Genomic DNA, 14,037 nt, shown 5'->3' on the forward strand with positions numbered 1-14,037 from the left:
ATGTATATTATAAATGGAAAAGTGCAAAATGAATCTATAATAAATTTAGATAATGGATTTTTCTTTGGTTATGGTGTATTTGAAACCATACTTCTTAAAGGTACTATTCCAATTTTATTAAAGGAACATTTAACAAGGCTTAATGGATCTCTTAAAAAACTTTTTATAGATAAATGTATAACAGAAGAATACGTCCTTAAAATGATTTCAAAGGGACATTATAGTGATTGTGCCTTAAAAATAGCAGTTTCTGAGACTAATATTATAATAACAGATAGAAAAATTCTCTATAAAGAAGAGAATTATAGAAATGGTTTCGATGTAAACATTAGTAATCTTAAAAGAAATCCTTATTCCCATACTACCTATATTAAAAGTTTAAATTACTATGATAATCTTATAGAAAAGAAATCATCTAAAGAAAATGGATATGATGAAGTTTTGTTTTTAAATACTGCAGGAAAAATAGCAGAGGGAGCTACAACTAATTTGTTTTTTATAAAGAATAATAAATTATGTACACCAAAGATGCAGTGTGGAATATTGCCTGGAATTGTAAGGCGTTATATTATTGATATTCTAAAAGATATTTATATAGTAGAAGAAGGGGAATATGTATTAGAGGATATTTATAATTCAGAGGGGGCCTTTTTAACCAATAGTCTCTTGGGAGTTATTAGGATTAATACTATAGATAAAAAATTTATTATTAAAAATAATGAAATAGACAAAATCAGAGAAATATATATGAAATCTTTAGGACTTTAAAGGAGTGTTTTATAATGGATAAAATTAAAATTCAAGAGGCTGTAAAAGTTATAATAGATGCTGTAGGAGAAGATGCAAATAGAGAGGGGCTAAAGGACACACCTCTTAGAATAAGTAAAATGTATGAAGAAATATTTAAGGGACTAAACGAAGATCCTAAAGATCACCTAAGTAAAACATTTACAGTAGATAATGATAATTTAGTTATAGAAAAAGATATTCATTTCTATTCTATGTGTGAACATCATTTTTTACCTTTCTTTGGTAAAGCACATATAGCATATATACCAAATGGAAAGGTAGTTGGATTAAGTAAGCTTGCTAGGACTGTAGAAGTTTTCGCAAGAAGACCCCAATTACAAGAAAGATTAACTGAGCAAATAGGCAATGCTCTATTAGATAATTTAGATTGTAAGGGAGTTATGGTAGTTGTAGAAGCAGAACACTTATGTATGAGTATGAGAGGAATAAAAAAACCAGGAAGTAAAACTGTAAGTATGTTTGTTAAAGGTTCCCTAGAAAAAGATATAAATATGCAAAATCATATATTGACTTTAATAAAATAAATTTTATAAATATTATTTGAAGGTGATTTTATTGAAAAGAGAAATAACAATAGGAAATAAAAAGTTCTATATAGGAAAAGAAACATATATTATGGGGATTTTAAATGTAACTCCAGATTCTTTTTCTGATGGTGGTAAATTTAATAGTATAGAAATGGCTGTTGACCATGCTAAAGAGATGGTTAAAAAAGGGGCTACTATTATTGATATTGGAGGAGAATCTACAAGACCAAATCATACACCAGTGGGTGAAGAGGAAGAGGTAAGGAGAATAGTGCCTATAATTAAGGCTATTAGAAAAGAATTAGATATTCCTATATCTATAGATACATACAAGGGAAGAGTAGCTGAACTTGCACTAGAATCTGGTGCCAATCTTATTAATGATGTTTGGGGATTTAAAAAGGATCCTAAGATTAAGGAAGTAGCTGCATATTATAAAGTACCTTGTTGCTTAATGCATAATAGGGAAAATATGAATTATAATAACTTTTTAGAGGATGTAATAGAAGACTTGAGGCAGTCTGTGGAAATTGCCATAAAAGCTGGTGTTAAAGAGGAAAATATAATTTTAGATCCTGGTATTGGATTTGCCAAAACTTTAGAGCAAAATTTATTATTTTTAAATAACCTAGAAATACTTAAAAAGGAATTTCCATATCCCGTATTACTGGGTACCTCAAGAAAGTCTGTTATAGGAAAAGCTTTAGACCTTGAAACATCTGAAAGAGTAGAGGGGACAATTGCAACTACTGTACTTGGTGTTATGAAGGGCTGTGATTTTATAAGAGTTCATGATGTTTGTGAAAATTATAGAGCAGCTAAAATGACTGATGCCATTTTAGGAAGATAGGAGAAAGTATATGGACAAAATTATAGTTAAAGGTTTAGAAGTATTTGCACATCATGGATATTTTCAGGAAGAAAAGGTCTTAGGACAAAAGTTTGTAATATCTTTGGAGGTAGATCTAGATTTTAATAAAGCTACTAAAAATGATGATTTAAATGAGACTATACATTATGGAATTCTTTGTGAAGATGTAGAGAGAGAATTTAAAAAAGAAAAGTTTGATTTAATAGAGAAGGCTGCAGAACATATAACTCAGTATCTTTTAAATAAATATGCAGAAATAAAAATTATTAAGGTTAAAGTCAAAAAACCTTGGGCACCTATAGGAAAACCACTTAAATATGCCGCTGTTGAAATAGAACGAAAAAGGGCAAAGGCATATGTAGCTATGGGTTCAAATATGGGAAACAAGGAAGAAAATATAAGAACAGCAATAGATATTATTAAAAAATCTAATCATACTAAAGTTCTAAAAGTATCAAGTTTTTATAGTACGGAACCTGTTGGATATGTTGAACAGGATACATTTTTAAATGGTGCTATGGAAGTTGAAACTACTCTTCAGCCTGTAGAATTTATAGAGTATCTACTTTCTGTAGAAAAAGAATTAAAAAGGGAAAGAATTATAAAATGGGGACCTAGAACTCTAGACTTAGATTTAATACTGTATGAAGATATAGTACTATCTAAGGAAGAAGCTGTAGTTCCTCATCCAAGAATGCATATGAGATTATTTGTTATAGAACCCTTGTATGAAATTGCTCCCTATGCATTGCACCCTCTTTTAAATAAAAGGATTTTTGAAATCAAAGAAGAACTTGAAAAAAATTAGAAAAAAGCTAAAGTAAGGAAAAACTCACTTCCTGCTTTAGCTTTTTATTTTGTATTTGGAACTATATATTTACAAAGATTAAATAAATTATATGAAGTATATGTATCTTTCATATATATATAGTCTTTCTCATAATCCCCATCCCAAGGATATAGTGAAATATAATTTTCATTATAAACATCTATAACAAATTTTCTTTCTGAGAAAGTTATGAAAATCTTATACTCTGGATTTTGAGGAAGGTCTTTAGGTTTATATATATAATTTTCAGGTTTTAGATATTTAAAAAATTTCCTAGTAGTAAGAATTTCACCTTCTTCTAATCTTTTACCCTTATAAAAGTTTAAATATAGGATATTTATTTCAGTTGGATCCTCTGCTTTAAAACAATTTAGCATTTCATTTGTATAATAGGATTTTGAGGGTTTTTTCTTTTTAAATTTTGAAGTATCTATTTTTATATAGCATCCACTTAAAAAAAGGGAAAAACACAGTATTAAAATAAGGAGGCTTTTATATTTTTTCATAGTATTCACTCCTAATAATAAAATTCTATATTTAAAGTTATGAATAAAAAAATAGTATTATTACTAAAAATTATATCGGATATAAATAAGCAATATAGGATAAGCTATATTTTGAAAGGGGAGTTTGAAATATGGATAATAAGTTAAGGAATACAAAGCAAAATAAAAATGAGGATGGGAAATTTAAAAAGAAAAATATAAAACATGGAAGAAAAGAAAGTGCTAGAACTGTATTTGGAAATATAGAATCAGAAAGTAATGATTAAAATAATTAGAGATAGGTGATATATATGCCATACAATAAAGAAGAAACTAGAAAGGCTAAAAAAGCTAAAATAAGAAGTGATAAACCTTTGATTATAGAAGACAATCAAATGCAAAAACATAAATCTAAGGGGCTTATTAGAGGCGAGGAGTAAAGAGGTGGAACTTATGAAAGAGAGTGCATTCAAAAAAAATAGAGCTAGTAGTAAGCATGTAGAAGTAAATAAGCCAAATAGCTCAAAAGATAAAAAAGGAAATAAAAAATTACCTCCAACTTATGAGAATTTTGAAGGAGAAGAAATAGAATAGTTTTTATAAATATAGCTTGTTTTGTTATAGGGCATATTAGTTAAATAATATGTCCTATGTTAGTATATAGTATGTTTACACTATACTTATTAAAGTTTATAATGAAATTAAATGATTTAAATTATAAAAAGGGTGGGTTAACATGCAAAGAATACTTGATACTATTATATCTAACAATAAAAAGTGGACTAAAAAGGGGACAGTAGCATCATATATTCCTGAGCTTACAAAAGCGAATCCAGATGCTTTGGGAATTTGTGTAACTACATTAGATGGAGAGGAATTTTTTGCAGGAGATTTTGAAACAAAATTTACAATACAAAGCATGTCTAAGGTTATAACACTAATGTTAGCTATATGTGATAATGGAAAGGACTATGTATTTTCTAAGGTAGGAATGGAACCTACAGAAACAGGATTTAACTCCATAACAAATCTTGAAATGCATAACCATAACAAACCATTAAACCCTATGATAAATGCAGGAGCTATTGAGGTTGTATCTTTGATTTCAGGGAATTCAGCAGAAGAAAAGTTTCAGAGAATATTAAAATTCACAAAAAAAATTACAGGAAATGAAGATATAAATATTAATGAAGAAGTATATAGATCTGAAAAGGCCACAGGAGATAGAAATAGAGCCTTAGCGTATTATATGAAAAGTACTGGATCTATGGAGGGGGATGTAGAAGATATATTAGATGTATATTTTAAACAATGCTCTCTTGAAGTAACTTGTAGAGACATATCTAGAATTGCCGCAACGTTAGCAAATGCGGGAGTAATGCCTTGGAACAATGAAAGAGTTATATCTAGAGAAGTTGCAAGAATAATAAAAACCATAATGGTTACTTGTGGTATGTATGATGAATCGGGCAACTTTGCAGTACATATAGGAATACCTGCAAAAAGCGGAGTTGGGGGTGGAATACTTGCAACAGTGCCTAGACGCATGGGAATAGGTGTTGTAGGACCATCACTTGATCAAAAAGGAAATAGTATAGGTGGTATAAAGGTTTTAGAGGATTTATCTAAAGAGTTTGACTTAAGTATTTTTTAAAATACCCAGCTGTCTTTAATTTTTAAAGACAGCTTTTAATTTTATATAATCAGTATAAATTTAGTAAATCAATCGAATTTAATATATTTGAAGGATTAAAGGTAATACTATATAATAGTTATATATATCTAAAGAAAGGAAGAGTGCCTTGGATAGAGAAAAATTAGTTGTTTTAGATGGAAACAGTTTAATGTATAGAGCTTTTTTTGCAATGCCCGATCTTACCAATTCAGAAGGTTTACATACTAATGCTATATATGGATTTATAAATATGTTACTTAAAATAAAGAGTGAGTTTAAGCCAGACCATATAGTTGCTACTTTTGATAAAAAAGCCCCTACTTTTAGACATAAGGAATATGATGAATATAAGGCTGGAAGAAAAAAGATGCCTGAGGAATTAAGGGAACAAACCCCATTTTTAAGAGAATTTCTGCAAAAATATGCTGTAAATATATTTGAAATAGATGGATATGAGGCTGATGACTTAATTGGAACTCTTTCTGTATATGCAGAAGAGAATAATATGGAAGTATACATAGTTACAGGAGACAGGGATGCACTCCAATTAGCTACAGATAATGTTAAAATAGTTATAAATAAAAAAGGTATCAGTGAAATTGAGGTATATGATAGGGAAAGAATTATAAAAGACATGGGGGTTACTCCAAAAGAATTCATAGATGTAAAGGGACTTATGGGAGATAAGTCAGATAATATTAAAGGTGTTCCTGGAATAGGAGAGAAGACCGCGTATAAGCTTATAAAAGAGTATAAATCCATAGAAAATTTATTATTAAATATAGAAAATATCAGTGGTAAAAAAGTTAAAGAAAACTTAATGGAATATAGAGAGCAAGCTATTTTAAGCAAAAGACTGGCAACTATAATAACCAGTGTTCCAATAGAAATAAATTTAGATGAAATAAGATCAAAATCAGATTTAGATCTTAAGGGAATAGAAGAGTTGTTTTCTAGGCTTCAGTTTAAGTCATTAATAAAAAAGCTTCCTGAAATTTCAGATATACCTATGCAATCTGAGCAATCAGAGAAACAAGAAGAGAGTGGAAATAAGCATAGAGAACTTTTAGATTTAACAAAATATAATATTAAACTCATAGATACATATAAAGATTTAGATTCTTTAAATTTATCTGGGGAAGTTTATTTCATATATAGTATGGAAAATGAAAACATACTATCTAAGATGGAAATGACAAGTGTAACAATACTTAATGGCAATAACATATATAGTATTAATTATAAGGATATAAAAGAGGAAGCCGGAGAAAAAGCTAAAGATCTTTTAAAAGTATTATGTTCTGATAAAGTTAAACTTATTGGACATGGTGTTAAAAGTTTCTATACATTTATAAGAAAAAACAATCTTGATCCTAAAACAGTGGATTTTGATACAGAAATAGCAGCCTATTTAATAGACCCAGGTAAAAAAGGATACGAACTTAAATCTTTACAAGAAAGTTTATTTCATGTAAACTTTGAAGAACAAGAGGAATTATTCAAGATAGTTTATTTAAAAGAACTTTATAATGTTTTTAAAGAAAGAATATTAGAGTTAGATATGAAAGAACTTTTCTATGAGGTAGAAATTCCTTTAACTTTTGTTATATCCTCTATGGAATTTGACGGATTTAGGGTAGATAAAGAAATCCTTAATGAGTTAGGAGATAAATTTACGAAAGAGATAATTTTAGTTGAGGAAGAAATATTTTCTCTTTCAGGAGAGAAATTTAATATAAAGTCTCCAAAACAGCTAGGGAAAATACTCTTTGAAAAATTAGACCTACCTGCAATTAAGAAGACAAAGACAGGGTATTCTACTAATGCAGAAGTTTTAGAAGCACTAAAAGATAAACATGAAATTATAGAAAAAATAATCTATCACAGGCAATTAACCAAACTTTATTCAACATATGTAGAAGGACTTAGAAATGTTATTGATGAAGATGGAAAAATCCATTCTAATTTTAACCAAACTATAACAACTACAGGAAGGTTATCTAGTACAGAGCCGAATCTACAGAATATACCCATAAAGTATGCTATGGGTAGAGAGATAAGAAAGGTATTTATTCCAGAGGAAGATGGGAACTTAATTTTGTCTGCAGATTACTCACAAATAGAACTTCGTGTATTGGCTCATATTTCTAGTGATGAAAAGTTAATTGAAGCTTTTAAAAATCATAGTGATATTCACAGGAAAACAGCTTCAGAAGTATTTAAAGTCCCTATTGAAGAAGTTACACCTATTATGAGAAGTAATGCAAAGGCAGTTAATTTTGGTATAGTATATGGTATTGGTGATTTTAGTTTGGCAAAGGATCTTAACATAAGTAGAAAAGAAGCAAGGACATACATTGATACTTATTTTGATAGATATCCAAAAGTTAAACATTATTTAGATAATTCAATATACGAGGCAAAAGAAAATTTAATGGTTAGGACTATCTTAAATAGAAGGAGATTTATACCTGAAATTGGTTCATCAAAGAAAATGATAGTATCTTTAGGGGAAAGACTTGCTATGAACACACCAATACAAGGAAGTGCAGCGGATATTATAAAACTTGCCATGGTTAAAGTTTATAATGAGTTAAAAAATAGAAACTTAAAATCAAAATTAATATTACAGGTTCATGATGAACTTATTGTAAATGTAGATGAAAGCGAATTAGAGGAAGTTAAATCTATAGTAAAAAATAATATGGAAGATGCTATAAAGCTTAGTGTTCCTTTAGAAGTTGATATCAATGTAGGCAATAACTGGTATGAATCTAAGTAGAAGTTTAGGGTGGTAATATGATTAAAATAGGTTTAACAGGAGGGATAGGAAGTGGTAAGACCACTATCTCTTCCTATCTTTTAAAAAAAGAAATACCCATTATAGATGCGGATAAGATAAGTAGAGAAATATATGATATTTATCCACAATTGAAGGATGAGATTAAACTTGCTTTCGGAGAAAGATTTTTTGATAAAGATAACAATCTAAAAAGACGAGATTTAGGTAATTTTATATTTAAATTTAAGAAAAGAAGAAATAAACTAGAGAGAATAGTAATTCCTTATATAAAAAGAGAGATATTTAAAAGATTTAAAGAAGAAGAGTTAAAGGGGAAAGACATATGTATACTAGATGCCCCTACACTAATAGAGAATAATCTTCATAAGAAAATGGATATGAACATATTAGTATATGTGGACTTAAAAATCCAAATAAATAGAGTGATGAAAAGGGATAAGTTAACTTATAAGGAAACTTTGGAGAGGATAAATTCTCAGTTACCTTTAAAAAAGAAGAAGAAAAAGGTGCAGTATATTATAAACAATAATAAAGCTTTGGATGAGACGCTTAGGGAAGTAGATGAAGTGTTAAAGGATATTAAACAAAGCTCTAATGAAAGGAAAGGTATAGGTAATTTATGAAGAAAAAAGTATTTATAATAACAATTATAATAATATCTCTTATAACTGCGGCTATATACATAAATAAAAAACAAATTCAAAAGAATTTATATCCTATTACATATTTAGGTAGTGTACTTGAGAATTCTAAGAAGTATGATTTAGATCCATATCTTGTACTTGCAGTAATAAAAACTGAAAGTTCTTTTAAACCAGATGCTGTTTCTTCTCAAGATGCTAGGGGACTAATGCAAATAACACCATCTACAGGAAAATGGATATCAACTAAAATGGGTATTAAGTCTTTTGAAGAAAGCGATTTATATGATCCCCAGACAAATATTAAAATGGGATGCTGGTATTTAGATAATCTTAGTAAAGAGTTTAATGGCAATCAAATGGTATATTTAGCAGCTTATAATGGCGGAAGAGGAAATGTTAGTAAGTGGCTTAAAAACTCTCAATATTCTAGAGATGGAAAGAATTTGGAAGTTATACCTTTTAAAGAGACTGATGAGTATGTTAAAAAGATAAAAGTAAACTATGAAATGTATAAAAAAATATATACAAATTTAGAACAAGAAAAAAAATAATATTGACATAGCATAAAAAAATAAGTTATTATAATTAAAGTAGATAATAACTTGTTTTTTTATTATGCAGATGTGGCGGAATCGGCAGACGCGCTATCTTGAGGGGGTAGTGAAGGTATCTTCGTATGGGTTCAAGTCCCATCATCTGCACCAAAAGACATTAAAATTAATTTATAATTTTAATGTCTTTTTAAGTTATATATAAAGTTTTTTAGAATAACTTTTCTATGATTTTTTTAATTATACATATTTATTAATTAAAAAGTATGCTAAAATATATATAAGTCAATGAATGGTGTACATATATGTGAAAGATTTGTTTTAATATATAACTTTAAGGAGTGAATAAATATGAAAAACAATAAAAAGATAAGAAATAAAGAGAATTTATTAACTTTGGACAACTATCTAAGAGATTTTATAGTAGAAAATTTGGATACTATTAATATAGCAGGGAAAGCACTTAAACTATATGAAGGTGAAAATGGAGAAAGTGGAATAGCTTTAAATACAGATGTTGGAGTTATAGATGTGTTGGCTACAGATGAAGAAGAACATTTTGTAGTATTTCATATAAGATTAAACAAAGCAAATGAAGGAACTATAGGTCAAACTTTAAAGTATATGGGATGGGTTAAAAATGAATTAGCTAAAGAAAAAAAAGTTTTAGGGATTATAGTTGCTAAAGAGTTTGATAAAAATTTAAAGTATGCAGTAACTCAGGTAGAGAACGTGAACTTATTCCAATATAAGTTAGATTTTAATATAGGACCGGCAGAAATTAATTAAAAAAGTATTAAATTTTAGATATTATATTATTTTAAGTTTTATTAGATAAATTAGTAATATCTATCTAATATTTAATAAAATTTCACTCACTTATTAAATCACATCTTAAATACCTTATTTATTGTAGCTAAATTGTATATATTAGCATATAAAGATTATATAAGAAGTAATTAGGAGTGATATTTTGAGAGCGATTTTACTTCAATATATGCTAATTATATTTCTAGTTATTGGTATTGGATATGTTTTTTATTTAATTAAAGATAAAAGTATTGAACTTCATAATGACTATTTTGGATTTAACTATTCTATATTAAATACTTTAAAAAGTGATGAATGTAATAGAAGTAATATAAAAACCATATTAAAAATAATTGGTGAAGTTGTTAAATATATAGAGATAGAATATTTTAATGAACCTAATGATAAAAAAGAAGATGAGGCAGTTAAATTAGTATATGAGCTTGTAAAAGAGGCTGGTTTTGAAAGTCCTATAGATGATATAAGTATCAGATATTTAATACGTATTAGTGTAGCTATGCTTCCATCTAAACAGGAGTTTAGGGAGTTTAGAGAGGATAAGAAAAACAATAAATAATAGAACTGGTTTAATAAAAATAGAAATTGCAAGGTTAGTAGTAACTTTGCAATTTCTATTTTTTTATGCTATTATATTTAACTATTGATATATAAAATACTATAGATATAACAAATAGTTTGGAGGAGGTAAAATGCTTCAATTAATAGAATATAGTGATATTAAAGAAGGAGATTTACTTATAGATGTTAGAAGTCCTAAAGAATACGAAGAGTATAAAATTAATGGTGCTTTAAATATTCCTATACTTGATAATGAAGAACGAAAAATAGTAGGTACTTTATACAAAGAGGACGTAGAAAAAGCAAAAATAGAAGGCGTTAATATAGGTTCAAAAAAGCTATCAATGATATTTGAGGAAGTATTAAAACTTCAGAAAAGCAATAAGAGACTTGTATTTTACTGTGCGAGAGGTGGTATGAGAAGTGGCATACTAGCATCCATGTTGGGGGCTTTAGGACTTAAAGTATATAAAGTTCAAGGTGGATATAAGGCTTATAGAAAATATATTATTGAAGAACTCCCGAAATTAAATGAGAATATTAATTATATTGTTCTACATGGGAATACAGGAGTAGGTAAAACTAAAATTCTTAAATTTTTACATAGTTTAGGGTGTGATATATTAGATCTTGAGGGATGTGCCAATCATAGAGGTTCAATTTTAGGTGGAGTTGGTCTTTCCAGAATAGAAACGCAAAAACAATTCGAGTCTAATGTATATGATTCGTTAAAAAATATCAACAGTAAATTTGTTTTTGTAGAAGCAGAAAGTAGAAGAATAGGAAATGTATTTATACCTGATTATATTCATGATAAAATGAAGTTAGGAAAACATATATTTGTAGATGCCTCTTTAGAATTTAGAATAAATGTGATTTTAGAAGAATATTTAAAAGAGAGCAATGCTAAAGAAGAAATACTTCAATGTTTAGAGAAATTAGAAAGATATATATCAAAAGAAAATATAAATAGGTATAAATATTTAATAGAGAATGGAAATTATCATGATGTAGTAGGAGAACTAATGGAAAAATATTATGATCCTATGTATACACATACGTCTAATAATTATGATTATAGTCTAGAATTAGAAGTAAAAAGTATAGAAGATGCATCCACTCAAATATATAATTTCTATAAAAATAATTTTAAGTAGGGTGATTCTATGAAGAGGGTTATTTTTAAAAATGGCCTAAGATTTATTTATAAACATGTAGAAAATAATTTAACATCTTTTGCTGTATCTTTTGAAGCAGGAGCAAATGTAGAAATCAATGAAAAAGAGTATGGTATAGCGCATGTAGCAGAGCATATGGTTTATAAAGGAACTAAAAATTATACAGAAGAGGAAATTAACAAAAAATTAGATGAATTATTTGGGTTTAACAATGCCATGACAAATTATCCTTATGTAGTTTATTATGGAACATTATTATCACAGGATTTTGCAGAAGGATTTGAACTTTATTCAGATATAATTTTAAACCCCACCTTTCCAAATAAGGGATTTAAAGAAGAAATAGATGTTATTTGTGAAGAGCTTAAAGAATGGAAAGAGGATACACATCAATTTTGTGAAGATGAACTTTTATATAATTCTTTTGATAGAAGAAGAATTAAAGAACGTATTATAGGAAAAGAAGATATCTTAAAAACTATAACTTTAAATCAAGTAAAGGACTTTTATAATAAATTTTATAGGGCGGATAATTGCGTTATATCCGTAGTATCTTCTTTAGAATTTGAAAGAGTATTTGACATAATAAATAGCATATATGGTAATTGGTATAATGTTTTGGAAGAAAAGAGCAAATGTATAGAAGAAAAGAACATATATGAAAATAACAATGAAGGGATATATGTTAAGAATATAGATGGGTTAGAGGGAGCGAAAGTACAGATTTTGTTTCCTATAGATAGTTTATCTGATGATGAGGTAAAGGCACTTAGAATATTTAATGTAGCTTTTGGAGAAGGGACCAGTGGAATTTTATACGATGAGATTAGAACTAAAAATGCTCTTGCTTACGAAGTAGGAACTACTATAAAGAATGAAAAGGGTATAAAGGTATATAAGATTTTTTTAGGTACCTCCAAAAGTAAGACAATGCAATCAATTAGCATTATAAAAAATAAAATTGAAGAGATAAAACAAAACAAAGGATTCTTTACGAAAGAAAAAGTTGATACATTAATTAAATCATTAGAACTTAAAAGAGCTATAGCATTAGAAAAGTCTATACAACAAAGTGTTAGCTTAAGTGTGTATGAAATAATGTATGGAGAATGTGGAGAAAAACTTATAGATAGGGAATATATATTAGAGAATTCTTATAATTCACCTTTATATTTAGAACTTAGAAATCTAAAAGAAATAGATGAGGATATGATACTAAAGGTTATAAATAAAGTTTTTCAAAATGACACTATTCAAATATTAGCATAGATATTACTTATTTATATATAGTATTTAATTAAATCACTATTAGATTTACTATAGAAAATCTAATAGTGATTTTTATAATTAAGAGTAATATATGTAATTTATATGCAGTGTTTATTCAATGTGTAGATTAATTTAATCTTTTATAAAGACATATAATATTCTTTTAAAAGAAGGGCATCTTTTTCTAAGATTGGGCTTTCACATATTATACATCCTTTTACATTAAAATCTTTCAAAGCTTTCATACATTCCATGTATTTAAAATCACTTTCTAGTAGTGGAAGGTGATTTTTTTCTCCCTTTTCCCCATAATTTATACCAGATATATGCATATGAAGGTCAGATAGAGCTTCACTTCCTAGGTTATCCTTTATATGTTGTAGTATATTTTTAAAATCATCGTAAGTTTTTAGGCAACCATTATATCTAGCGTGTATATGCGAAAAATCTATGCAAAGTCCACAAGTTTTAACCTCTTTGCATATTTCAACTAATTCTTCTAGAGAACCAAATTGAGTAGGTTTTCCTGTAGTTTCAAGTCTATATGTAACACCTAAATCAGGAAGTCTTTTTAGATTATCTTTTATAGTATTAAAAGTTTCCTCCGCTGAATCTTTTAAATAATATCCTGGATGGAATATTAAACTTCTCCCCTTAACTTTTTTTAAGGCTTCTGCACCATTTATAATTCTTTCAATAGATTTATCTATTTTTTCCTCTTCATCTGAATTAAGATTTATAAAGTAAGATCCATGAGCAGAAAGATAAAGTTTATTATTCTCCTTAGATTCTAGTACACCATCCTTATTTTTATCTGTTATATTTATAGAACGTATAAATGGGAGTTCCATAGCATCTAGACCTATAGATTTTAAGTAACTTATACCTGTTTTATATGTAAATTTAGTTTTTCCATCTCCAATGGGAAGTCCTGAAATACCAAATAATAAATTTTCCATTAAATCACTCCATTTCTACTATGATATAATAAATATATTATATTTTT

General features: G+C 27.7%; 17 protein-coding genes and 1 tRNA gene. 16 read left to right on the forward strand and 2 right to left on the reverse strand.

All coding sequences use genetic code 11. The features are described from left to right. The 4 genes from FGL08_RS05160 to folK are packed head-to-tail and all read left to right on the forward strand — an operon-like array spanning window position 1 to window position 3,016. On the forward strand, window positions 1-768 hold the full coding sequence (locus tag FGL08_RS05160) for an aminotransferase class IV (RefSeq protein WP_138209763.1): 768 nt from the start codon (window positions 1-3) through the stop codon (window positions 766-768). Window positions 769-782: 14 nt separating this feature from the next. Further along, the gene (folE, locus tag FGL08_RS05165; RefSeq protein WP_138209764.1) at window positions 783-1,334 is read left to right on the forward strand and encodes a GTP cyclohydrolase I FolE; all 552 of its coding nucleotides are present in this window, start codon (window positions 783-785) and stop codon (window positions 1,332-1,334) included. 43 nt (window positions 1,335-1,377) lie between these two features. Next, the gene (folP, locus tag FGL08_RS05170; RefSeq protein WP_138211276.1) at window positions 1,378-2,187 is read left to right on the forward strand and encodes a dihydropteroate synthase; all 810 of its coding nucleotides are present in this window, start codon (window positions 1,378-1,380) and stop codon (window positions 2,185-2,187) included. Between the two features lie 10 nt (window positions 2,188-2,197). Continuing rightward, window positions 2,198-3,016 carry a 2-amino-4-hydroxy-6-hydroxymethyldihydropteridine diphosphokinase gene (folK, locus tag FGL08_RS05175; RefSeq protein WP_138209765.1) on the forward strand — a complete coding sequence of 273 codons (819 nt, stop codon included), beginning with the start codon at window positions 2,198-2,200 and terminating at the stop codon, window positions 3,014-3,016. Window positions 3,017-3,060: 44 nt separating this feature from the next. Here folK and FGL08_RS05180 read toward each other — a convergent pair whose 3' ends face one another. Continuing rightward, window positions 3,061-3,543, reverse strand: a complete 483-nt coding sequence (locus FGL08_RS05180) for a DUF4883 family protein (RefSeq protein WP_138209766.1) — start codon at window positions 3,541-3,543, stop codon at window positions 3,061-3,063. Window positions 3,544-3,674: 131 nt separating this feature from the next. On the opposite strand from FGL08_RS05180, the gene FGL08_RS13665 reads away from it, so the two are divergent. The 12 genes from FGL08_RS13665 (at window position 3,675) to FGL08_RS05225 (ending at window position 13,031) form a co-directional block, all read left to right on the forward strand. Next, entirely contained in the window at window positions 3,675-3,809 is a 135-nt protein-coding gene (locus tag FGL08_RS13665; RefSeq protein ID WP_279232940.1) for a CPC_1213 family protein, read from the forward strand. 24 nt (window positions 3,810-3,833) lie between these two features. Further along, a complete protein-coding gene (locus FGL08_RS13670; protein ID WP_279232941.1) occupies window positions 3,834-3,962 on the forward strand; it encodes a hypothetical protein in 129 nt (42 codons plus the stop codon). 13 nt (window positions 3,963-3,975) lie between these two features. After that, window positions 3,976-4,116, forward strand: a complete 141-nt coding sequence (locus FGL08_RS13345; protein WP_171011983.1) for a hypothetical protein — start codon at window positions 3,976-3,978, stop codon at window positions 4,114-4,116. 142 nt (window positions 4,117-4,258) lie between these two features. Beyond that, window positions 4,259-5,176: a glutaminase A gene (gene glsA, locus FGL08_RS05185; protein ID WP_138209767.1), complete on the forward strand. Its 918-nt coding sequence runs from the start codon at window positions 4,259-4,261 to the stop codon at window positions 5,174-5,176. Window positions 5,177-5,324: 148 nt separating this feature from the next. Next, window positions 5,325-7,979, forward strand: a complete 2,655-nt coding sequence (gene polA / locus FGL08_RS05190; protein WP_138209768.1) for a DNA polymerase I — start codon at window positions 5,325-5,327, stop codon at window positions 7,977-7,979. 17 nt (window positions 7,980-7,996) lie between these two features. Then, window positions 7,997-8,623, forward strand: coding sequence for a dephospho-CoA kinase (gene coaE, locus FGL08_RS05195; RefSeq protein ID WP_138209769.1), 627 nt, complete (start codon window positions 7,997-7,999; stop codon window positions 8,621-8,623). Further along, entirely contained in the window at window positions 8,620-9,195 is a 576-nt protein-coding gene (locus tag FGL08_RS05200; RefSeq protein ID WP_138209770.1) for a lytic transglycosylase domain-containing protein, read from the forward strand. Before coaE ends, FGL08_RS05200 begins: the two co-directional genes overlap by 4 nt. Before the next feature lie 66 nt (window positions 9,196-9,261). Continuing rightward, window positions 9,262-9,348 (forward strand) — tRNA-Leu (locus FGL08_RS05205). A gap of 198 nt (window positions 9,349-9,546) precedes the next feature. Next, window positions 9,547-9,984: an endonuclease NucS domain-containing protein gene (locus FGL08_RS05210; protein ID WP_138209771.1), complete on the forward strand. Its 438-nt coding sequence runs from the start codon at window positions 9,547-9,549 to the stop codon at window positions 9,982-9,984. A 184-nt stretch (window positions 9,985-10,168) separates the two neighbouring features. Continuing rightward, window positions 10,169-10,582 carry a hypothetical protein gene (locus tag FGL08_RS05215; protein WP_138209772.1) on the forward strand — a complete coding sequence of 138 codons (414 nt, stop codon included), beginning with the start codon at window positions 10,169-10,171 and terminating at the stop codon, window positions 10,580-10,582. A 133-nt stretch (window positions 10,583-10,715) separates the two neighbouring features. Then, on the forward strand, window positions 10,716-11,741 hold the full coding sequence (gene mnmH / locus FGL08_RS05220; RefSeq protein ID WP_138209773.1) for a tRNA 2-selenouridine(34) synthase MnmH: 1,026 nt from the start codon (window positions 10,716-10,718) through the stop codon (window positions 11,739-11,741). Window positions 11,742-11,750: 9 nt separating this feature from the next. After that, a complete protein-coding gene (locus FGL08_RS05225) occupies window positions 11,751-13,031 on the forward strand; it encodes a M16 family metallopeptidase (protein ID WP_138209774.1) in 1,281 nt (426 codons plus the stop codon). Between the two features lie 140 nt (window positions 13,032-13,171). Here the strand turns inward: FGL08_RS05225 and FGL08_RS05230 are convergent, their stop codons facing one another. Beyond that, window positions 13,172-13,990 carry a TIM barrel protein gene (locus tag FGL08_RS05230; RefSeq protein WP_138209775.1) on the reverse strand — a complete coding sequence of 273 codons (819 nt, stop codon included), beginning with the start codon at window positions 13,988-13,990 and terminating at the stop codon, window positions 13,172-13,174. Window positions 13,991-14,037 lie beyond the last annotated feature (47 nt).

The sequence above is a fragment of the Hathewaya histolytica genome, assembly GCF_901482605.1.
Lineage (GTDB): Bacteria > Bacillota > Clostridia > Clostridiales > Clostridiaceae > Hathewaya > Hathewaya histolytica.

Excerpts from the sequence above, each read along its gene's own strand:
- FGL08_RS05160 (WP_138209763.1), top strand. The coding sequence starts at position 1 with ATGTATATTATAAATGGAAAAGTGCAAAATGAATCTATAATAAATTTA.
- folE (WP_138209764.1), top strand. The coding sequence starts at position 783 with ATGGATAAAATTAAAATTCAAGAGGCTGTAAAAGTTATAATAGATGCT.
- folK (WP_138209765.1), top strand. The coding sequence starts at position 2,198 with ATGGACAAAATTATAGTTAAAGGTTTAGAAGTATTTGCACATCATGGA.
- FGL08_RS05180 (WP_138209766.1), bottom strand. The coding sequence starts at position 3,543 with ATGAAAAAATATAAAAGCCTCCTTATTTTAATACTGTGTTTTTCCCTT.
- FGL08_RS13665 (WP_279232940.1), top strand. The coding sequence starts at position 3,675 with ATGGATAATAAGTTAAGGAATACAAAGCAAAATAAAAATGAGGATGGG.
- FGL08_RS13670 (WP_279232941.1), top strand. The coding sequence starts at position 3,834 with ATGCCATACAATAAAGAAGAAACTAGAAAGGCTAAAAAAGCTAAAATA.
- FGL08_RS13345 (WP_171011983.1), top strand. The coding sequence starts at position 3,976 with ATGAAAGAGAGTGCATTCAAAAAAAATAGAGCTAGTAGTAAGCATGTA.
- glsA (WP_138209767.1), top strand. The coding sequence starts at position 4,259 with ATGCAAAGAATACTTGATACTATTATATCTAACAATAAAAAGTGGACT.
- coaE (WP_138209769.1), top strand. The coding sequence starts at position 7,997 with ATGATTAAAATAGGTTTAACAGGAGGGATAGGAAGTGGTAAGACCACT.
- FGL08_RS05200 (WP_138209770.1), top strand. The coding sequence starts at position 8,620 with ATGAAGAAAAAAGTATTTATAATAACAATTATAATAATATCTCTTATA.
- FGL08_RS05210 (WP_138209771.1), top strand. The coding sequence starts at position 9,547 with ATGAAAAACAATAAAAAGATAAGAAATAAAGAGAATTTATTAACTTTG.
- mnmH (WP_138209773.1), top strand. The coding sequence starts at position 10,716 with ATGCTTCAATTAATAGAATATAGTGATATTAAAGAAGGAGATTTACTT.
- FGL08_RS05225 (WP_138209774.1), top strand. The coding sequence starts at position 11,751 with ATGAAGAGGGTTATTTTTAAAAATGGCCTAAGATTTATTTATAAACAT.
- FGL08_RS05230 (WP_138209775.1), bottom strand. The coding sequence starts at position 13,990 with ATGGAAAATTTATTATTTGGTATTTCAGGACTTCCCATTGGAGATGGA.